This window comes from Hwanghaeella sp. (assembly GCF_965227365.1).
Classification (GTDB): domain Bacteria; phylum Pseudomonadota; class Alphaproteobacteria; order UBA8366; family Aestuariispiraceae; genus Hwanghaeella.
The window spans coordinates 2208026-2229651 of the sequence record NZ_OZ245754.1; the positions used below are offsets into that span (position 1 = coordinate 2208026).

General features: G+C 59.7%; 9 protein-coding genes. 4 read left to right on the plus strand and 5 right to left on the minus strand.

Annotation, left to right across the window (positions count from 1 at the left end; translation table 11 throughout):
- Positions 1-112: 112 nt before the first annotated feature.
- Positions 113-10351 carry a FecR domain-containing protein gene (locus ACQK2G_RS10075; RefSeq protein ID WP_425404897.1) on the plus strand — a complete coding sequence of 3413 codons (10239 nt, stop codon included), beginning with the start codon at positions 113-115 and terminating at the stop codon, positions 10349-10351.
- Positions 10352-10443: 92 nt separating this feature from the next.
- The gene (locus ACQK2G_RS10080) at positions 10444-11895 is read left to right on the plus strand and encodes an NAD(P)-binding domain-containing protein (protein WP_425404898.1); all 1452 of its coding nucleotides are present in this window, start codon (positions 10444-10446) and stop codon (positions 11893-11895) included.
- 19 nt (positions 11896-11914) lie between these two features.
- On the opposite strand, the gene ACQK2G_RS10085 is transcribed toward ACQK2G_RS10080, so the two are convergent.
- A complete protein-coding gene (locus ACQK2G_RS10085; RefSeq protein ID WP_425404899.1) occupies positions 11915-12805 on the minus strand; it encodes an alpha/beta hydrolase in 891 nt (296 codons plus the stop codon).
- A gap of 16 nt (positions 12806-12821) precedes the next feature.
- Positions 12822-14150 (minus strand): OpgC family protein, encoded by a 1329-nt coding sequence (locus ACQK2G_RS10090; RefSeq protein ID WP_425404900.1) that lies wholly within the window; start codon positions 14148-14150, stop codon positions 12822-12824.
- A 341-nt stretch (positions 14151-14491) separates the two neighbouring features.
- Here ACQK2G_RS10090 and ACQK2G_RS10095 point away from each other — a divergent pair, with 341 nt between their 5' ends.
- Positions 14492-16051 (plus strand): glucan biosynthesis protein, encoded by a 1560-nt coding sequence (locus tag ACQK2G_RS10095; RefSeq protein WP_425404901.1) that lies wholly within the window; start codon positions 14492-14494, stop codon positions 16049-16051.
- Entirely contained in the window at positions 16039-17880 is a 1842-nt protein-coding gene (gene mdoH, locus ACQK2G_RS10100) for a glucans biosynthesis glucosyltransferase MdoH (protein WP_425404902.1), read from the plus strand. The genes ACQK2G_RS10095 and mdoH overlap by 13 nt, the downstream gene beginning before the upstream one ends.
- A 15-nt stretch (positions 17881-17895) precedes the next feature.
- Here mdoH and ACQK2G_RS10105 read toward each other — a convergent pair whose 3' ends face one another.
- Genes ACQK2G_RS10105 through ACQK2G_RS10115 form a run of 3 tightly spaced genes read right to left on the minus strand, consistent with a single transcriptional unit; the run spans position 17896 to position 21625 of the window.
- Positions 17896-18438, minus strand: a complete 543-nt coding sequence (locus ACQK2G_RS10105) for a hypothetical protein (protein WP_425404903.1) — start codon at positions 18436-18438, stop codon at positions 17896-17898.
- Positions 18439-18467: 29 nt separating this feature from the next.
- Complete coding sequence (locus ACQK2G_RS10110) at positions 18468-20495, minus strand: 6-hydroxymethylpterin diphosphokinase MptE-like protein (protein ID WP_425404904.1); 2028 nt, start codon at positions 20493-20495, stop codon at positions 18468-18470.
- A gap of 59 nt (positions 20496-20554) precedes the next feature.
- Positions 20555-21625, minus strand: a complete 1071-nt coding sequence (locus tag ACQK2G_RS10115; RefSeq protein WP_425404905.1) for a malate/lactate/ureidoglycolate dehydrogenase — start codon at positions 21623-21625, stop codon at positions 20555-20557.
- Between the last annotated feature and the right edge of the window lies 1 nt (position 21626).

Genomic DNA, 21626 nt, shown 5'->3' on the forward strand with positions numbered 1-21626 from the left:
GGGGGTTTTTGGCGGAATTGGGCGTGTGACCCACGTCACGGCGTATTTATCGAAAATGATTAGTATCGATTTACAGGTCTAAAGAGACAGAAGAATACAAGGGTAAGCAGTTATGGCCACAAATCAGAACAACGGACAGGACGCCGGCCCGAATACCGGTCAATCCGTCACTGATGCCACGCCGGATTATGTGTTCGACGGCACATCGGCCGCCATTGTGGTCCCCGTTGGTGATGCACTCCTGAACGCCGAATACAGCCGGAGCGGACCGGATCTTTATCTTGAAACGCCCGACGGTCAGTTGATCCTCGTCACCAACTACTTCGCACAGGATATCCCGCCTGACCTGTTCACGCTGGCCGGGTCCCGCATCACGGCTGATGTGGCAGCCAAACTGGCCGGGCCACGGGCGCCCGGACAAGTCGCCCAGAACGGCGATCTCTCGACCCTTGAAGAACCAATCGGGACTGTCGATACGATCAAAGGCGTCATCACTGTCATCCGCGCCGACGGAACGCAGGTAACCTTGACGGAGGGCGATACCCTGTATCAGGGCGACACGCTGGTAAGCGGCGCGGATTCTGCGATCGGCATCATTTTCGCTGACAAAAGCACCATGTCGATGGCGTCGAACGCCCGCATCATCCTGGATGAATTGATCTACGATCCTCAGGACATGGCCGCGAACAGCCAGGTCTTCAATGTCATTCAAGGTGCCTTCATGTTCACCAGTGGCGCCATCGGGAAAAGCGATCCGGAAGATGTGTCCGTCAACACGCCGGTCGCCACGATCGGCATTCGCGGCACGAAGTTCGGTGTCATCGTCGACGCCCTGGACGGTGCAACCAACGTGACCATTTTCGAGGGCGCGGTATTTGTCCAAAACGGGGCCGGCAACGTCCTGCTGACGGGCATCGGCGAAACAACGTTGATTCCCTCCTACACATTGCCGCCGTCCGATCCGCGGATGCTGGGGCTGGACGAAATTCAGCGCATCTACGGGGACGCAATCGGCTTCCATCCTGTCCGACAGGAGATACCGGACGATCACGCGGAACTGGACGACGATGACCTGCAGGACATCGCGGACGACCTGATCGACATCGAAACGGCTGCCGGTGGCGAACAGCAGCCGGGCGAAGGCGCGTCGGATGAATTCGGCGAAATCGGCGCCGCAGGTATCGGTCAAAGCGGCCTGGGTGGAACACCCTTGGGCAGCGGCGGCGATGGTAGCGGCGAAGAAGGCATTCCCGGCGCCGGTAGCGGCGGCGACGGTACCGGTGATGATGTCGAAGACATCGTGACGCCCGGCGTGGACGGGCCCAGCACCGTAGAAATCAATCCCGGTGTCGGTGTTTTCGACCCGGAATCGGGCGTTACCCATTTTACACCGTCAACGCCTCTGACCTCGGGTACGGATTTCTCGGTCAGCGCGCCATCCGGCCCGGGCGTGCAGCAGTTGCATTTGAATGCAGAGCAGCTCGGTGGCCCGGGCGGCAGTGCCGGCCTCACCCTGCAAAGCGGTTCGGCGCCGGACGATGTCGAGGCGGGAAACAACTCGGTCAGTCTTTCCAGTACCGACGGCATGGATCTGTCTATTCATGGCTTCGAGGAACTCGCCCTGACACTCGGTGGCGGCGACGACTCCATTGATATCCAAGACCTCGGCGGGACCAGCATCATCTCCGACACGGTGACGATCGACGCAGGCGACGGTAACGATGTTGTCCTGACCTCCGACGGCACGACCAGCACTTCACTCGTGATTGACGGTGGCGCCGGAAATGACTTCCTGAACGGCGGCGAACTCGACGACGAAATCTCCGGCGGATCCGGAAACGACACCATTCAGGGCGGCGCTGGAAACGACTCCATCTCGGGCGGCACCGGCGACGACATCATCATCGGCGCCACCGGGGACGATTTCCTGGAAGGCAATGAAGACAATGACATCATCGTCGGGTCAGGCGGTGACGATACGCTTCTCGGTGGTTCCGGGGACGACACGCTCGAAGGCGGCAGCGGTTCCGACGTCGTGGATGGCGGTACCGGTGACGACCGGGCCATTTTCATTGTCGGCCAGGCGCAAACGGAAGGCGTCAACGACGCCTATGACGGTGGTGCGGATACCGACACGATCGTCATCAACTACGACGCGCAAGTGCTTGAAAACCCGACATTCCGTCAGGCCATTCTCGACATTCACGCAATGCTGGGCAACGCCGCCTCGGGTTCTCCGGAAGAGTTTGATACGGCTCCGTTCCAGGCCCTGGGTCTCGATATTCAAGGTTTCGAGGCGGTTGAATTGGACGGACCCGCTTTCGCCATTCCGATCGAAGCGACTCCTGCTGGCGAGGAAGATGGCGCAATTCTGCTGAACCTTGCTGTCGTCGACGTGCTTTCGAGCAAGACCGTTTCAGTGACAATCGGCAACCTGAACGGTGCAACGCCTTCTGCCGGGACGGATAATGGCGATGGTACCTTCACCCTGACGGCGGCGCAGTTGGATGGGTTGACGATCACACCTGCCGCCGACTCTTCGGAAGACCTCGAGTTGTCGATCACCGTCACCACGGTCGATGAATTCGGAAACACGGAATCGATTGGCGAAACGCTGGATGTTTCCATCGCCGCCGTGGCCGATGCGCCGAATGTAACCGCCGAGTCCGTTTCCGGGCAGGAAGATACGGCGATTGCGTTGAATATCACGGCCACTGTTGCCGACGAGGATGGGTCGGAGGCGATTGCTCCCATCTCGGCCTCTCCGTCCGGGGGGCAAGGCGACGGCGGTTTCTTCGTTTCACTCGCCGTTCAAAGCAACGACTCCCCGATCACCATTACGGGTTTCGAACCGGGTACGGTTTTCTCTGCCGGAAACCTCGTTGATGACGTGTTGCATCTCACTGCTGAAGATCTTTCCGGATTGACCCTGACCCCGCCCGCCAATTTCTCCGGCGATATGAATTTGACCATATCCGTGACTGCCACGGATACCGACCCCGACACGGGCGAGACCAGCACCGCAACCACGGAACAGCAGTTCACCGTCGCCGTGGCCGGTGTTGCCGACGCCCCGGTCCTGACCATCAGCGACGCAGACGGGTTGGAAGACAACGCGATCGGTCTGGATATCGCGGCGGCCCTGACGGATGACAGCGAGACCCTGTCCGACGTCACCATTTCCGGTCTGAACGGGGCGACCTTGTCTGCCGGTACACTGAACGAAGACGGCTCCGTCACCCTGACTGCCGCGCAGCTGGAAAATCTGACTATCACGCCGCCGTTGAACTTCTCCGGCGACCTGACGCTCTCCGTCTCCGTCACCTCGACCGACGGCGAAAGCACCAGCACGACAACAAAGGACCTGACAGTTTCCGTGACTGGTGTGGCCGATGAGCCCACCCTTTCCGTCGGTGATGTGTCCGGAACAGAAGATACCCCGATTGCGCTGAATATCGACGCGGCCCTTTCAGACACGGATGGTTCGGAAGAACTGACGGTCACGATATCCGGTGTCCCTGACGGTGCGACCCTCAGCGCCGGAACGTCCCAAGGCGATGGTGTTTTCACCCTGACGGCGAGCGAGTTGGAAGGATTGACGATCACGCCCGCGCTGGACAGCGTCGAAGACTTCGTGCTCAGCGTTTCCGCCACCGCCACTGAGGACGATGGCGATACAGAAACCACTTCGAGTTTCGATATCGCCGTTGCCGTCACGGGTACCCCGCGCGAAGCCGTTTTGCTCGTCAGCGAGGCAGCAGGCCTGGAAGACGCCGTATCAATCCCCTTGAGCATTTCCGTGGCGGATGTTGAGGCGAACGACACGATTGCGTCCATCGTCATAAGCGGATTGCCCGAAGGTGCCAGCCTATCCGCCGGCGAAGAAAACGAAGACGGCAGCTATACCCTTGTTCTCGGCGATTTGGATGGTCTCACGCTCACACCGCCTGCGAACAGCAATGTCGATTTCGACCTGACGGTTGCGGTCACGACCCAGGATGTCGAATCCGGGGAAACCGAGACGGTCACCGACACCCTGGCTGTTTCCCTGACCGGCGTCGCGGATGCGGCTTCGCTGACCGTTTCCGTGGCGAACGGCAGTGAAGACCTGGCCATTCCTCTCAGCATTTCCGCTTCGTTGACGGATAACGACGGTTCCGAAGAGATCACCGAAATCCGGCTCTCGAATATTCCCGAAGGCGCAACGCTCTCTGCCGGCACGGTGGATGAAGAAACCGGCGACGTCATTCTGACGGCTGCGGAGTTGTCCGGGCTGACGATCACACCCCCGACAAACTTCTCCGGCCAGCTTTCCCTCACGGTTAACGTGACCACCACGGAAGATGATGGAGATACTGAAACCGTTTCGAAGGATCTGACGGTTTCTGTGGCTGGCTTTGCGGACGCCCCGGTCCTGACCATCAGCGATGCCGATGGTCTCGAAGACAACGCGATTGGTCTGGATATCGCGGCGGCTCTGACCGACGAGAGCGAGACTCTGTCCGACGTCACCATCTCCGGTCTGAACGGCGCGACCTTGTCCGCCGGTACGGTGAACGAGGATGGCTCCGTCACGCTGACGGCGGGTCAGTTGGAAAATCTGACCATCACGCCGCCGCTGAACTTCTCCGGCGACCTCACCCTCTCCGTCTCGGTCACCTCGACCGACGGCGAAAGCACGAGCACCACGACCAAGGACCTGACCGTCTCGATCGCCGGCGTCGCGGATGCGCCGACACTGACGATCAGTGATGCGGACGGGCTTGAAGACAACGCGATCGGTCTGGATATCGTGGCGGCTCTGACCGACGAGAGCGAGACCCTGTCCGACGTCACCATATCCGGTCTGAACGGCGCGACCTTGTCCGCCGGTACGGTGAACGAGGATGGCTCCGTCACGCTGACGGCGGGTCAGTTGGAAAACCTGACCATTACCCCGCCGTTGAACTTCTCCGGCGACCTCACCCTCTCCGTCTCGGTCACCTCGACCGACGGCGAAAGCACCAACACCACGACCAAGGATCTGACGGTTTCTGTGGCTGGCGTTGCCGACGCCCCGACCCTGACCATCAGCGATGCCGATGGTCTCGAAGACAACGCGGTTGGTCTGGATATCGCCGCTGCTTTGACGGATGAGAGCGAGACCCTGTCCGGCGTAACCATCTCCGGTCTGAACGGCGCGACCTTGTCTGCCGGTACACTGAACGAAGACGGTTCCGTCACGCTGACGGCGGGTCAGTTGGAAAATCTGACGATCACCCCGCCGCTGAACTTCTCGGGCGACCTCACCCTCTCCGTCTCGGTCACCTCGACCGATGGGGAGAGCACCAGCACCACCACCAAGGACCTGACCGTCTCGATCGCCGGCGTCGCGGATGCGCCGACCCTGACCATCAGCGATGCCGATGGTCTCGAAGACAACGCGATCGGTCTGGATATCGCCGCCGCTCTGACGGATGAAAGCGAGACTCTGTCCGACGTTACCATCTCCGGCCTGAACGGTGCCGTGCTCTCCGCCGGGACAGTGAATGAAGACGGCTCCGTCACGCTGACGGCGGGTCAGTTGGAAAATCTGACCATTACACCGCCGCTGAACTTCTCCGGTGACCTCACCCTCTCCGTCTCGGTCACCTCGACCGATGGGGAGAGCACCAGCACAACGACGAAGGATCTAACGGTTTCTGTGGCTGGCGTTGCCGACGTCCCAACCCTGACCATCAGCGATGCCGATGGTCTCGAAGACAACGCGATCGGTCTGGATATCGCCGCCGCTCTGACGGACGAGAGCGAGACTCTGTCCGGCGTCACCATCTCCGGCCTGAACGGTGCGACCCTGTCCGCCGGTACGGTGAACGAAGACGGTTCCGTCACGCTGACCGCAGGGCAGCTCGAGAACTTGACGATTACCCCGCCGCTGAACTTCTCCGGCGACCTCACCCTCTCCGTCTCGGTCACCTCGACCGATGGGGAGAGCACCAGCACAACGACGAAGGACCTGACCGTCTCGATCGCCGGCGTCGCGGATGCGCCGACACTGACCATCACCGATGCGGACGGGTTGGAAGACAATGCGATTGGTCTGGATATCGCGGCGGCTCTGACCGACGAGAGTGAGACTCTGTCCGACGTCACCATCTCCGGTCTGAACGGCGCGACCTTGTCCGCCGGTACACTGAACGAAGACGGTTCCGTCACGCTGACGGCGGGTCAGTTGGAAAATCTGACCATTACACCGCCGCTGAACTTCTCCGGTGACCTCACCCTCTCCATCTCGGTCACCTCGACCGATGGGGAGAGCACCAGCACCACCACCAAGGACCTGACCGTCTCGATCGCCGGCGTCGCGGATGCGCCGACACTGACGATCAGTGATGCGGACGGGCTTGAAGACAATGCGATTGGTCTGGATATCGCCGCCGCTCTGACGGATGAAAGCGAGACCCTGTCCGACGTCACCATCTCCGGCCTGAACGGTGCGACCCTGTCCGCCGGTACGGTGAATGAAGACGGCTCCGTCACGCTGACGGCGGGTCAGTTGGAAAATCTGACCATCACGCCGCCGCTGAACTTCTCCGGCGACCTCACCCTCTCCGTTTCGGTCACCTCGACCGACGGCGAAAGCACCAGCACAACGACGAAGGATCTAACGGTTTCTGTGGCTGGCGTTGCCGACGCCCCAACCCTGACCATCAGCGATGCCGATGGTCTCGAAGACAACGCGATCGGTCTGGATATCGCCGCCGCTCTGACGGATGAAAGCGAAACCCTGTCCGACGTCACCATCTCCGGCCTGAACGGTGCGACCCTGTCCGCCGGTACGGTGAATGAAGACGGCTCCGTCACGCTGACGGCGGGTCAGTTGGAAAATCTGACCATCACCCCGCCGCTGAACTTCTCCGGCGACCTCGCCCTATCCGTCTCGGTCACCTCGACCGATGGGGAGAGCGCCAGCACCACGACCAAGGACCTGACCGTCACGATCGCCGGCGTCGCGGATGCGCCTACCTTGACCGTCGAGAATGCAAGCGGGCTTTCGGGAACGGCCATCGCGCTCAATATCGCCAGCGCGTTGCAGGATCAGGACGGATCAGAAAGTCTATCCGTCACGATCGCCGGATTGCCTTCGGGCGCCAGTCTGGTTGATGGCGACGGCAATGCTGTCGGTAGTGATCAGGGCAATGGCGTTTTTGGTCTTTCCGCCAATCAGTTGAGCAGTTTGTTTGTGCTGACGCCGGAAGGTCTGGTCGATGATTTCACACTGACAGTTACGGCAACGGCTACGGAATCCGACGGAGACAGTGAGAATACGATCAAGCAACTGACTGTAGACATTACCGGCGGTACGGCGGGCGAAGCCGTCCTGACCATAACCGATGCAACCGGTCTTGAAGACAATGCAATCCCGCTCTCAATCGCCGTCGGCGAAATCGAAGCGGACGATACGGCTACAATCACCCTTTCCGGCATCCCCTCGGGCGCGGTCTTGAAGAACGGCGACGGTGTGGTGATTTCCGTAGAGGACGGAGAAGCGACGCTAAGTCCGGAAGACCTGGACGGTTTGACCATTACACCGCCCACGGATTCCGATGCCGATTTCAATCTAACGGTCACGGTCGTTACCGAAGACAATGCCTCCGGTGAGCAGGCCAGCGTCAGCGATACCATCGCCGTGACCGTCGGCGCCGTAGCAGACGCCCCGGATCTGGATGCGGACGACGTCGACGGTAGCGAAGATACCGCAATTGAGTTGGACCTGGCGGCGGCGCTCAGCGACGAAGACGGATCGGAGTCCCTGACCGACGTCGTCATCAGCGGTTTGCCGGCCGGCGCCACCTTGTCCGCGGGCGTCGTCCAAACCGACGGCAGCGTCAAACTTACGGCGGCCGAATTGGAAGGCCTGACCCTAACGCCCCCGCAGAACTTCTCCGGCGACATTGCCTTGACGATTAGCGCGACGTCCGAGGACGGGACGGAAGACAGCGCAGAGGCAACGAAGTCGTTCACGGTATCGGTAGCTGGCGTCGCCGACACCCCCACATTGGAACTGGGCGATACGACAGGCAATCTGGCGGCTCAGATCCCGGTGGACATTACGAGTTCCCTGACCGATCTGGACGGGTCCGAGGAATTGACGGTTACCGTCTCCGGTCTCAACGGTGCAATATTGAGCGCGGGGACATTGAATGAAGACGGCACGGTAACGCTGACTGCGGAAGAGCTCGACGGCCTGACGATCACCCCCGCGCCGAACACCCTGGGCGCCATCAATCTGACGGTGACGGCCACCGCCACGGAAGACAACGGCGACACGAGTTCGGTTACCGGAACGCTCAAGATATCGGTCGAGGACTCGTCGAACGTCGTGCTGGTGGCAGGTCAGGACCTGAACCTCGTCGCGCCTGTCGGCGAAACGCCCGGCGATACGCAGAAGCTGGTGATAGACGCCAGCTTTGGCGGCGCGACCACCGGTGATGACTGGATCATTGCGCAAGACGAACTGGGCCGCGTGACAATCACCAATACCGTTTCAGGCCAGTTGGTTACCGCTGCGGGTTATGAGGAAATCGATATCGATTTCGGACCGGGCGAAGACACGGTCGAATTGCGCGACCTGTCGAACACCGACCTTAGCAACAATACGCTCACCCTGAACATGGGCGATGGCGATGACACGGTCGTCGCAAGCGAGGTGGTCAACCGCGACCTGGAAATCTTCGGCGGTGACGGCAACGACAACCTTCAGGGAAGCAACGGTGCCGATCTGATCGACGGCGGCGCGGATGACGATGTCCTTGTCGGCGGCGGCGGCATCGACGATCTCGACGGCGGTGAAGGGTCCGACAATTACCTTTGGTCGGAAGGCGACGGCATCGACGCTTACGGAGACAGCGGTACCGAGGGCACGGACACCATTGTCGCCCAAGCCGCGACCTTCGACGGTTTCGGCGACGGCTTCAACGCCGGGCACTCGGGTATTGAAGCCATCGGACGCGACTCCGATGGTGACGGTGATGTCGATCCGGCCAGCCCGCTGTTGATTGCTCTCTCAGACAGCAGTGAGACCGTCGATTTCTCTGGCCTCGACTTCCTGAACAGTCAGACCACTATCGACCTGGGCGGCGGTGACGACACGGTCATCTCGGCGCTGGCGGACGGAGACGCCGTCACTTACTCCGGCGGAGAGGGTCAGGACACCCTGAACCTTCTGATGAGCGCGAGCAGCCTCAATCAGATGATTGCAAGCGGCCAACTCGGCTTGTTGCAGTCATATATTGCCTCCCCGGACAATGCCGTCCTTACCATGACGGCGCCGAACATCGTGGCGCAGGGATTTGAGGTCGTCCGTATCGGTATTCTAAACGAAAACGGAACCATCGCGGACGTTACCGACTCCCTTGCGAATGCAATTGCCGACAATGAAGGCTTCGGGGAGTTCCTCGTCGGATCGAACGAACCTGATCTGGTCTTCGCGGGCGGCGGGAACGATATCGTTCGTACCTTCGCAGGCGATGACATTGTATTCGCAGGCGAAGGCGAAGATTTCGTGAATAGCGGCAGCGGCGACGATTTCGTCGACGGTGGCAGCGGAAACGACATCATCGACGGCGGCCAGGGCAACGACCGGTTACTGGGCGGCGATGGCGCCGACCTCGTATCCGGCGGTCAGGGCGACGATGTGATTTCCGGCGGTGACGGGAACGACTTCCTCGCCGGCTTCTCGGGTAATGATTTCATCGAGGGCGATGCCGGGGACGATTTCATCTCGGGCGGTTCCGGCGACGATACTTTGCTCGGGGGTGACGGAAACGACCGTCTGGTCGGTGGCAGCGGCAATGACCTGCTTGTCGGCGGCGACGACATCGACATCCTGGAAGGTGAAGCCGGGGACGACGTCCTGATCAGTGACGGGTTCGAAGACCAGCTATTGGGCGGAAGCGGTAACGATGTGCTGATTTCGACCATGGACGATCTGCCGACAAGCCCGGTTCCCAGCGGGGCTCAGGGCCAGTTCTCAGGCATCCGGGACGGCGGCACCGGCGAAGACACATTCAGGTTGGATTCCAGTGATGTGGGACCGCATTCGCTTTCCGGCGATGAATTGTCCCATATCCGCAATATCGAAACCCTGGATTTGTCCGGTGTCGATGAGTTGCAACTGTCCCTGCGGGTCGAAGACGTCGTCACCATGACCGACGAGGACAATGACCTGACGATCCTGCTCGGTGAGAACGTCACCAGCGTTCAAATCGACGATGAGACGATCCAACTGGAAAACGGCCAGGCGGTCTTCCAGCAGGACGGGGTACAGGTCATCCTGCAGCAACAGCAGCCGGCACCGGAAGCCTCCTAACCGGCGGCTCCGTACCACTCGCTTGACGACCCGGCGGGGACCGGCAACCCTGGTTGCCGGAAACGCCCTATCCGTGTCACGAGTTCCCCAACATGAATGAGACCTCCCCTGCCGCAGCCGCCCGTTCAGGATTGCAGGCTCTTGAAAGCAGAGTGCGACAGGATCTCGAAACCCTGTCCTTTCCCTTCAAACCGTGGATGCCCGTCCCAGAGGTAAAATCCGAACGGAAAAAGTACGATGTCGTCGTTGTCGGCGGCGGTCAGGCAGGCATCTCGATCGCCATCGGTCTGATGCGGGACCATGTGAACAATATCCTGGTCATCGACAAGGCACCGAAGGGCAAGGAAGGCCCATGGTCCACCTTTGCCCGTATGTTGACGTTGCGTTCGCCAAAATACCTCACCGGGCCCGACTGGGGCATCCCTTCCCTCACCTTTCGGGCTTGGTTCGTTGCCCAATGGGGCCCCGATGCGTGGGAACGGCTGGACAAGATACCGAATGCGCAATGGCAGGATTACATGATCTGGCTGCGCGAGGTGACAAAAGTCCCGATCCGAAACAATAGCACCCTCACCGGGTTCGACTGGAACGGTAAAGGTTTCACGATCTCCCTCGACGAGCCGGAGGGACAGCGGAACATCGAAGCACGAAAGATCGTTTTCTGCACCGGCATCGAGGGTGGCGGCGATTGGCATATACCAAGGGCCGTGCAATCGAATCTGCCAAAGGAAATGTACGCTCATGCCTCGGATCCGGACATAGACTTTTCCTCTCTATCTGGAAAACGTGTAGCCGTTCTCGGCGCGGGCGCATCGGCATTCGACCAGGCGGCGACGGCGCTGGAAGCCGGGGCGGCATCCGTGCACCTGTTCACCCGGCGTGAGCAGTTACATCGCGTCCAGGCATACAAACACCTGGAACAGGCCGGGTTCCTGCGAAGTTTCCCCCGGTTACCTGACGAGTGGCGCTGGCGGTTCATGGACTATCTTCTGACGCTGCGCGAACCGCCGCCAAAGGAAACCGTGGCTCGCGTGACGAAGCATCCAAACTTTACCCTTGTGACCGGTGCGGATACCGACGGCCTATCCCATCGCGGCGGCGCAATCGAAATGGACACGCCCAAGGGATCTTTTGCGGCTGATTTCCTGATATGCGGCACCGGTTTCATCGTCGATCTGGCCCTGCGCGCCGAATTCGCGCAAATCCATCAGGACATCGCCTGCTGGGCCGACCGTTACCTGCCGCCCGTCGGCGAAGAGAACGAGGCCTTGAGCCGTTACCCCTATCTGGGACCCGGTTTCGAGTTTCTCGAAAAATCACCCGGCGAGGCCCCCTATCTCAGACACCTCCACCTTTTCACATTCGGCTCCACCCTTTCGCAGGGCTTCAGCGGCGGCGGGATGAACGGGTTGAAATACGCCTTGCCTCGATTGTTGGACGGTATCGTGGGCGGTCTTTATTCGGACGATGCAGAACATCATCTGGCGGCATTAAAGGCTTATGACACTCCTGAATTCGAACTGGACGACATCAATACCGTCTGATCGAAAAGAGCCGAGGTCATCAATTCGCAGCAAAGGCCCGGTCGATGAAACGAAGCCCCCGCTCCAACTCCCGGCGCCACACGGCCCAGGAATGATTTCCGTCGGTGACGCGCAATTCTACAGGAACGCCGAGTTCCCGAAGGCGCAGGAAGGTCAGGAAAGCCCCTTCATAAAGGGAAAAATAGTCGTCATCTCCGACGGTCAGCAGGAACTCAGGCCTTGTCTTCGCCTTGGACAGATTGGGCAGAAAGGCGAAAACGTTCTCCCGATTGAAGGCCGACGGCTGGAAAGGACTACCGAATGCACCGCGAAAAAGCTTGATTTGCGTTTCTGATACCGGATTGCCGGGCAGATGGTTCTCGACGATCGCGCCGCTGAAACTGACCGCGGCTGCAAAGCGTTCCGGATACTTCGCAGCCAGCCTTATCGCCCCGAAACCGCCCATGGACAGGCCCGCAATAGCGCGTGAACTGGGGCGCGCGTCCACCCGGTAGGTGGCTTCGACATGTTCCGTCAGGTCTTCCAGGATCGCCGTTTCGAATGCCCCCGGTCCGCCATGGGCGGCCGTGTCCACGTACCAACTGTCTTCCCCATCGGGCATGACAAGGATCATCGGTCGAATTTCTTGAGCCGAAATAAGCCGGTCCGCGGTCTGTCCGGCACCGCCGGCATTCGGCCAGTCCCTCTCACTGCCGCCCAACCCATGAAGAAGATACACGACAGGAAGCAGCTCACCCTCACCGTATCCGTCGGGCAGATAGATCGAATAGGCCATCTTGCGCCCAAGGGCAGGACTGTCGAACGAGCGGGAGAGGTGATGCGATGAACCGGCCAATCCCGATTGCGGCAACAGCAGAACAAGGACCATAAATACGATGACGCCGGTCAGTACGGCTGCTCGGGAGGCCATCCGGGACCCCAACCGGCTATTCCGCCGGCATCGGCCGGGCGGACGGGCTAAAATCGGCCGCCGCCTTGCCCTCGTCCTTTCGGTCAATGCCTTCCATGTCCACCGGCTTGCCAGTGGCAAGCGCGTGCGTCTGAGCGGAATTGGCATGAATGTCCACATGCCGCCAGGGCTGTGTCTTGTACCAACCGATGAAGTAGGCAACGCCGACAAGTGTTCCCATGCCTCCCAAATTGACCAGGGTCAGTTGCCAGGCATCCCGGCCAATGACGTCGAGAATCATTCCGGCGATCCGGCTGATGAACATGGACACAACGAAGGTTACCAAGGCCTGCTGTCCGACCTTCCGGATCGGGTTGAAGATCGGCGCATAGAGAATACCCTCGCGCCCCTTCAAGATTGCGACCGCCAGATAGGCCAGCGCCATGAAGTGAAGAAAACGACCAAAGCCGAAATCCGTTTTGCCCAAGAGACCGAGGTCGACCCCGATAAAGGCGCCGGTGTTCGATAGAACGTCGTACAGCACCATCACTTCCGGGAAAGCTTTCCACACGGCCCGGTTCCACACCAGAAAACCGAGCACGACGATCACAACGGCGGCGGTCACCCAGGCTTTCGTCACGGGGGGCGGTGTAATCCACTTTCGGCTCAAGGCAAACCCGGTGAAGAACAGAAGCTGCCATCCCAAGGGATTGAAAAACCACACCAACTCGTCGTTAAAGGGAGCCGCCGGAAAATCCCACTGCTGGTTGAACTGCAGGACGTAGAGCCCGAGCACCAGACCGATTGCCAAGGCCGTATGGATCCTCTGTGCCAGGACGACCAACGGCATCATCAGCAGAACGCCGATATACATCGGCATGATGTCGAAGTAGTTGGGCACGTAGGACAAGGTGAACAGCCCGATCAATTGCTGGCCGGGATTCTCGAAGAAGGGGTTCAACGCCAATCCGCTGACGTAATCCTGGTCTGGGAAAGCCTCCGTCGCTGCATAAACGGCGAGCGCGATCGACAGAAACATCATGATATGGGCGATATAGAGGGTGAAAACCCTGTACACGACCCGTGCCGTCCCCAACCAGAATCCGGCACGGATGAATGTCCCGCCAAAAGCGATGGCAGCGGCAAAGCCCGAGCAGAACACGAACATTTCCGTTGCGTCGCTCGGCCCGAAACGGGCGGGAATGAAGTTTGCCCAATGGTTCCAGGGCACATGCGCCACAAAGATGATCAGCATCGCGATGCCGCGGAAAAAATCGAGGCGCGGATCGCGGATACGGCGAACTGGCTGCTTGGCCGCGTCGGCGTGCCGGTCGCCCGACGAATGATGTTCGCCGCTTTTAATCAACCCCGCATCCTTCCATTTGCGCGTCGGTCAGCGGATCCTTCACGGCCGCCATCACCCAACTATCAAGTTCGACGGTCGTTAATATCCACAATCGCCCTACTGTATTTGACGGAAAAACCCAGCAAAACCAACTAACAGAGCGTCACGAATTTGTGACAAGACGTGTCTCCCTTCGCCATACTTTTGCCGTTTTTATGCCGGATATGTGTCACCGTCCGAACACCGTCTACATTGACAGTCTCCTTTCGAAAGACTTCGGCTGGACGTCTCGGCGATCGCTGTTAAATCGTATGGTTTGGGACCACTTTCAAGCTGGTCCTGAATTGCCATATGGGGGTTGAATGTTGAACCGTCGCGATTTCGCGAAACGCTTCATTTTTGCTGGGACGAGCAGTGTAGTGCTGTCCCACTTCCCGGGTTTGGCCTCTGCGGCCGCCCCCTCCCGTTCCGTTGTCCGCGATTTTGGTGAACTCAAGGCTGTCGCTCGCGACTTGGCGGCGCGCCCCTACGACCCGCCGCGGGTCACCACTTCCGCCTATCTGCGTAATCTGACACCGGATCAGTTCCAACAGATACGTTTTCTGTCCGATCGGGCATTGTGGCGCGGTCAGTCGGATTTCGAAGTTCACTATTTGAAACCCGGTGTCTACGCGAATGATCTCGTCGAATTGACCGAGACCGCGAATGGCAGCGCCCGTCCGATCCCATACGACCTGTCCGACTTCGACCTTTCCGGATTGCCCCCTTTGCCGCAGGGTACCGCGCTTGATGACGCGTTGCATGCGGGTGGGTTTGCCGGCTTCAAAGTCCTATATCCCTTGCACGAGGAACACCATTGGAAGGATGAGCTGATCGTCTTTCGTGGGGCCAGCTATTTCCGGTTCCTGGGCAGGCATCAGCAATACGGGCTTTCCGCCCGCGGCATCGCGATCAACACGGCTTTGCCGCGGCCCGAAGAGTTTCCCGATTTTCGTTCCTTTTGGCTCGAACGGCCGGAAGCAGGCGCACAAAGCCTCCGCATTCTTGCGCTCCTGGACGGCCCGAGCGTTTGCGGCGCCTACCGGTTCACTGTGTCACCCGACGATGAGACGACGGTCGAGGTCGAAGCGGAACTGATCCTGCGCAACGAAGTCGAAAAGTTCGGCTGCGCGCCGCTGACAAGCATGTATCTCTATGGTGATGCCGAGCGGGCCACCAAGACCGGTGGCGCCAAGCCCAAGGTCCATGATTCCGACGGACTATTCATGCGCCTCAGCGATGGAAAGACCATATGGCGGCCGCTTGCAAAACGGCGCGGCGTCACCGTCACCCAGCACTTCGCCGAGAATCCCATGGGGTTCGGGCTCTTGCAGCGGGAGAAGGATCCAGACGCTTTTGCCACACCGGATAAACGATACCATTTACGCCCGGGATATTGGGTCGAACCGCTGGATGCTTTTGGGAAAGGGCATGTACAACTGGTTGAAATCGGTAGCGAGGATGTGGATTTCGACAATATCGGCGCCTTTTGGGTTCCGGATGAACCTCCCCCTCCCGGCACGCCCTTCAGGCTCCACTACCGGCTAACATCGGTGCATGAAAACCCACCGATGCCGGCCGAAATGGGCTATGCAAAAAATAGCCATATCATCCCTCTGGACTTTGGGAATAAACGTCCTTATTTGAGGGCCGCCGTGCAGTTCCGGGGGGTGCCGCAGGGCGATCTTGAAGGGGCGACAGCAAGGGTGTCGAGCCCGCATGGACAAACGACCCCTCCTCTCCTGAAGAGAACGCCGGACGGCGCCCTGGAACTAACGTTCGACCTGCAAAGCGACAACGCCGAGCGGGCGGAGACTTTTGCGTGGCTGGAACGCAACGGCCAGCCCTTTACGGAGACATGGAGTTATCTGTGGACGGTGTAGCCCCCCTTGCTAGACGTCTTGTTTTTGCCCTGCCCGTCCTTTCGATGACGGCGGCGGCCGTCTTCTTCATGCATCAAATCCTCAGCCCGATGGGCATGACACCGGCGGAATGGGCGATGTTGATCCTGTTCTCGCTGTCCTTCGTCTGGATCGCGATCTGGTTCTGGAATTCCATGTTGGGTTTCATGATCCAGGCGTTCAGCAATAATCCGGGCCGGGCCGCCTCCCCGATCCTTGCGAATCTCGATCGTGCCAAGCCGATACAGGCCAGAACGGCGATCGTGATGCCGATCTACAACGAGGAACCGGCGCGGACTTGCCGGCGCTTGCAGGCGACCTATCGGTCGATCGAACAAACCGGCAATCTGGACCGTTTCGAATTCTTCCTTTTAAGCGACACCACGGATCTCTCGATCGCCGAGGAAGAGCGTCAGTGCTACGCGCATCTGGCCGGGCTGCTTGCCACAGGCAAGATTCATTACCGGCGACGGGAAAAGAACACCGGCCGCAAAGCCGGCAATATTGCCGAGTTCGGCCGCTGCTGGGGCAAGGACTATGATTTCATGGTCGTGCTGGATGCGGACAGCGTCATGTCGGGCGACCTGATTACGGACCTGGTACGCTTGATGGAAGACCATCCCGATGCCGGGATCATCCAGACCGTGGCGCGTCCCGTCCTGTCCGAAACGCTGTTCGGCCGTTTGCAGCAATTCGGCGGCCGCGCGACGGCGGAAATCGTGAATACAGGTGTCGGCTTCTGGCAAATGGGCGACGGGAACTATTATGGCCATAACGCCATCATCCGAACCGCCCCCTTCTTTCAGCATTGCGACCTGCCGGTATTGAAAGGCAAAGGACCGTTGTCCGGTGAAATCATGAGCCATGATTTCGTCGAAGCGGCCTATATACGCCGTGCCGGATACAAGGTCTGGAACGTTCCGGTGGGCGAAGGCAGCTACGAGGAAATCCCGCCAACCCTGCTGGACTATGTGAAGCGGGACCGTCGCTGGTGTCAGGGAAACCTACAGCATTCACGCGTCCTGATCGAAAAAGGGCTGTCCTCTCTCAGCCGCTTCCACATGGCATCCGGCATCATGTCCTATGTTGCCTCTCCCCTTTGGTTCCTGTTCCTCGTGGCCAGCGTGATCAACCTGCTGCACCAGAGCAATCCCGGGCTTTCCTATCAAGGGCCGGGATCCGGACATTTCCGGCTGGTGCCGGGCGATTGGAACGTCATGGCGATCACGCTGTTCTGCGTCATCATGGCGATGCTGATCCTGCCCAAGTTTCTCGGCACCTTCCTCTTGTCGCTGAATGCGCGTGAGCGCGCCCGGTTCGGCGGGGCTTCGGGGCTGTTTGTCAGCGGGATGATAGAAACCGTCATGTCGGTCATCATGGCCCCGGTCATGATGGTGTTTCAGACCGGCTTCGTCGTCTCGATCCTGTCGGGCGTTTCAGTGAAGTGGGACCGCCAAGCCCGCAACGGTAGGCAGATCGCTATCGGAGAAGCCCTGCGCCGTCACGCGACCAACCTCGTCTTCGGCGGCGGTTTGCTGGGCATTGTGTTGACCCTCGCTCCGCAGTCGATCCTGTGGTTCCTGCCGTTGATCGCCGGCCCATTATTGTCCCCGTTGATCACGACCGTGACCAGCAGTCGTCGTCTGGGTAACGCCTTCGCGCGCGCAGGGTTGCTGCTGACACCGGAAGAGACGATGCCTTCGACGGAAATCGCGCCGCTGCGCAAACCCGACCCGGCGTGGACCAACATCATAGGCGGGAACGGAGCCGTACCGATTGCGGGCGGTGCCGTCGGAACGCCCGCGGCATAGTCTAACGGAAGAGGATTACCTTTCCGTCTCGGGCCGCTTGAACAACCCTTTCATCAGGTCGAGCATCACGAGACGGAATTCCTCATCCTGCGCCGCGGTCTTCACGGCGATCCAGCCATGTACTTCCGAAAGACGGTTGCTGCCGCGGCAAAGAACGGAGATGATTTTCAACTCCTTCTCACCCCGGACGGCTTCCGGCACCGATCCGCTGCACAGCGACGATCCCCCGGTCCCCGAGCCCGCCCCGATGAAATGGATCACGCGGACTCCGCTCTTCGCATCTCCGGGATTGGCTGTGAAAACAGTCTTGGTCCGTTGTTTCGCCGCTTCGTTCATCAGATCGAGCGTAATGCTCTCATAGCCGCTGGCAGCGGCAATGGCGCGGGGCAGCAGTATAACCAGAATTGGGCCCTTTTGGGCGGCTTCCGGCAAGTATCGCCAGGTGCCGTTGTTGTCGACATACATTTCGACGACACGGGGAGTCCCTTCTTCACAGGCAGCCAGAAACCCGGTCATCCCCAGAACCGTCAAGAATGTACGCATCGACTTGAACGTCATGGACTAACTCCTTCGCCTAGGCACACTCTCTATGTGGGGATTTCATCTTCCAAGTCACGGGAATTCCGGTCGGCCCTATCGACCGCGTCGGCAAGGATTTCCCACATTCCGGCCGCGACACGCGTGGTCGCCGCTGCCCTGTCTTCTCGCGGCAACCGGCGCAACACCGTGTAGGAGAGTTGCAGCATGCTGGTGATGGAACCCGCAAAACTCGCCTGAACCGCGCCCATCGCATCCATCCGCGCAGCGGACAGCCCGTCCTCGATCAGAGGGTAAATCTGGTCAATCAGCCCGTCCAATGGTTGATCGGGCCGTTTCAAGACCTCGTCGACGGCCATCCACCAGGTTGAAAGCGCCTCACGATAGTCCCTTAATTTCGCCCGGCACATCATATGATCCAGTTCCGCGCTTGTGCCGAGTCGATTGAGAATCCTTTCCGAGGCCGACCCTCGTGGGTCTTTCGTGAACTGAAGATCAATGGGATCAACCGGATTGGCGCCGGCAATCCGGACACCGTCGCTACAATTGTGGAAGACCGTCTCGGGAAAGGCGCGAATAAGACGTTCGAACCCTGTTCGGGTCAGTTGGAACTGCCGGCTCGTGAAAACCGTTCCGCCTCGGTTCCCCGGCATTTCAATTTCCAGGCCGTCCATGCCTCGACCGGTGCGCCAGAACTCGTCCTCAACTAGATTGTAGGCAGATTTCTCACTGTGATGAACATCGCGCGAACGGGAACCAAGATCGATTCCGAACAGGTAGATTTCCTTAACGCCCAATGCGATGGCCGCCCGGCAAGCAAGGTTGGCGACCGTCGGCCCCGACAATCCGATCACCTGATCCGACGATGCGAACAGCCTGCTGCCTGCGTTGCTATCCCGAAAATAGAAGATGCGTTTCGGGAAGAATGCACTCGTCCGCGGCGAAACGGTCCAAGAGGCCAGCAAAGGTATCGTTGAAAGGTCATGATCCCGGGCCAGCAATCCAAGCCCTTCGTCAATGGTTACCGTATTCTCGATCTCGCAATGCAGATCCGGCCGCACACCGTGATTGAGCGCAACGCCCAACCCCGTTCCCGCGCTGATGACGACAGCGCCTTCCGACTGCAAACGAGCCACATGGTCCATGTTCCTGTCCGCACTGGGGCCGCTGCCGACAACCAAAACCGGCGGCATAACTTCCGAAGGTGGTGGCAGATCGACCAGCAGACGCGCAGACCCGGCCATTTGATGTTGGACCGTGTGGGTGAGCATCCGGATTTCGTCTTCGTAGAATCCCTTGGCCAGTTCCAGGATCGGGCCTCTTTCCTGAATTTGACGGATGACTTCGGGCAGCGGCGCCACATCGTAATGCTGGAACATATAGGCGCCGTCGATGCGGATATAATTGGGACCACGCAGCGCGGTCTGAAGTTCTTCCGTCAGTTTCTGCGGATCCTGCCCGATGCAAAACCAGATCCGCCCCCCGCGTCGGGTCAGTTCCGCCGAAAGGCTTTTCCAATCGACGGCGGACAGGCTGTGACGCAGAAACTCAGGAAACGGATCGACGACGACAAGGTCGCGAACCGGCAAGCCAGAAACCAAGCTGGGCAGATGAAGACCAAGACCCAATCCGAAACAGACCAGGTGCCCTGCATCCGCATCTGGAAACCAGTCCAATGACCGGCCATTGGCTTCGTGCAGCAACCCTTCGGCAAATCGCGCCGCGATAAACTCGCCCTGGGCATTCAGTTTCTCCGCCAGCCGTTTCGCATTCAGCGGTCGGGGCGTAAAGCTTCTATCAGGGCCGGTCTGGTCTTCCTCGAACAGGAAGTTGGATGCTGCGAAACTGATACGCCGGACGGGATTGTCCAAGAACGTCTGTACCTGCGGTCCGACATAGTCATCGGCACCGGATGGGTATAACAAACGTCCTCCGAGATCGATATTCCAGCCTTCACCGGCATCGCCGACCAATCTGCTGGCTGAACGGTGTTCGCCGGCCAGCCACGCATGCAGCGCAGGCGGCAAAGCAGGCCGCAAGGCTGCCAGATTGGCGTGATAGTCGGGCACGGTCTTCATGCGCCGACTATCCGCCGAGTCTGGCCTTCAGGTCTAACCGGGGAACACGCCGTACAGGGTCAGGCGACTTGGCGTTCGGTTTCCTCACGCGCCTGGCCCAGAGACACGCCAGCCTCCAGAATTCCCGCCCAGGTATTGTCATCCAACGGAATGCCTTCCTGCCCCCGTTTGGCGCGGGCGGCGCGTTCCGGATCACCGGCGACCAGAACCGGCTTGGCGGGATCCTGCGGCGTCGCTGACTTCACGTAGTCGATCGTTGCCTGAAGCTCTTCCGCAAAGGCATCAGCGGAGATCAGCTTGTTCGGATCAAAGACGATACCAAGCATGTTGTTGATAATGCCGTCCTTGCGTTCGCGACCCGGCTGGATCGTCTGACCGCGGCTCAACATGCCGCCCAGCAGCTCACACATCAGAGCGAGCCCGGACCCCTTGTGCTCCCCGAAGGGAAGCAAGGCGCCGCGCAATTCGGGGAACATGACGCCTGGATCGGTCGTCGGCCTGCCTTCGGGATCCAGCAGATTGCCTTCTTCCATTTGGACGCGCTTGTTATAGGCGACGCGAACCTTGCCGAGCGCAAGTTTGCTCGTAGCCATATCGAGCACGATCGGATCCTGCTTGCCCGCCCCCGGGACCGCGATGCAGACCGGGTTGGTGATGTATCGCGCCTCGCCACCGCCGAAAGGCGCGACGCTGGGACGATGGTCGGACACATTCACGAAATGGATCGAGACCATGCCTTCGGCAATCGATTGTTCGCCGTACGATCCGACACGGCCGATATGGAAAGCGTTGGCAAGCGTATAAAGGCAAACACCCGTTTCCTTCGCCCGCGCGATCGCACCGGCGGTCGCTTCCTTGGCTACGCGCTGACCAAAGCCCTTCTTTGCATCGAATTGCAGGATTGCCCCGGCATCGTTGATGATGGACACTGATGTGTTCGGTACGACCAAGCCCCGGTGGAAACAGTCGATGTATTTGGGAATCATGCCGACGCCATGACTGTCATGACCGGAGAGATTCGCCATCACCAGATGATCTGCGACGGTCTCCGCCTCCGCGGCTTCACTACCTGTCAGCCGGACGATCCCGGCAATGGTTGCTTTCAGCTTGTCCGCCTGAAATGTCGGCACG

Bases quoted from the DNA above. Each gene is read 5' to 3' on its own strand.
- ACQK2G_RS10110 (WP_425404904.1), bottom strand. From the start codon at position 20,495: ATGAAGACCGTGCCCGACTATCACGCCAATCTGGCAGCCTTGCGGCCT.
- ACQK2G_RS10095 (WP_425404901.1), top strand. From the start codon at position 14,492: ATGTTGAACCGTCGCGATTTCGCGAAACGCTTCATTTTTGCTGGGACG.
- ACQK2G_RS10105 (WP_425404903.1), bottom strand. From the start codon at position 18,438: ATGACGTTCAAGTCGATGCGTACATTCTTGACGGTTCTGGGGATGACC.
- ACQK2G_RS10075 (WP_425404897.1), top strand. From the start codon at position 113: ATGGCCACAAATCAGAACAACGGACAGGACGCCGGCCCGAATACCGGT.
- ACQK2G_RS10080 (WP_425404898.1), top strand. From the start codon at position 10,444: ATGAATGAGACCTCCCCTGCCGCAGCCGCCCGTTCAGGATTGCAGGCT.
- ACQK2G_RS10085 (WP_425404899.1), bottom strand. From the start codon at position 12,805: ATGGCCTCCCGAGCAGCCGTACTGACCGGCGTCATCGTATTTATGGTC.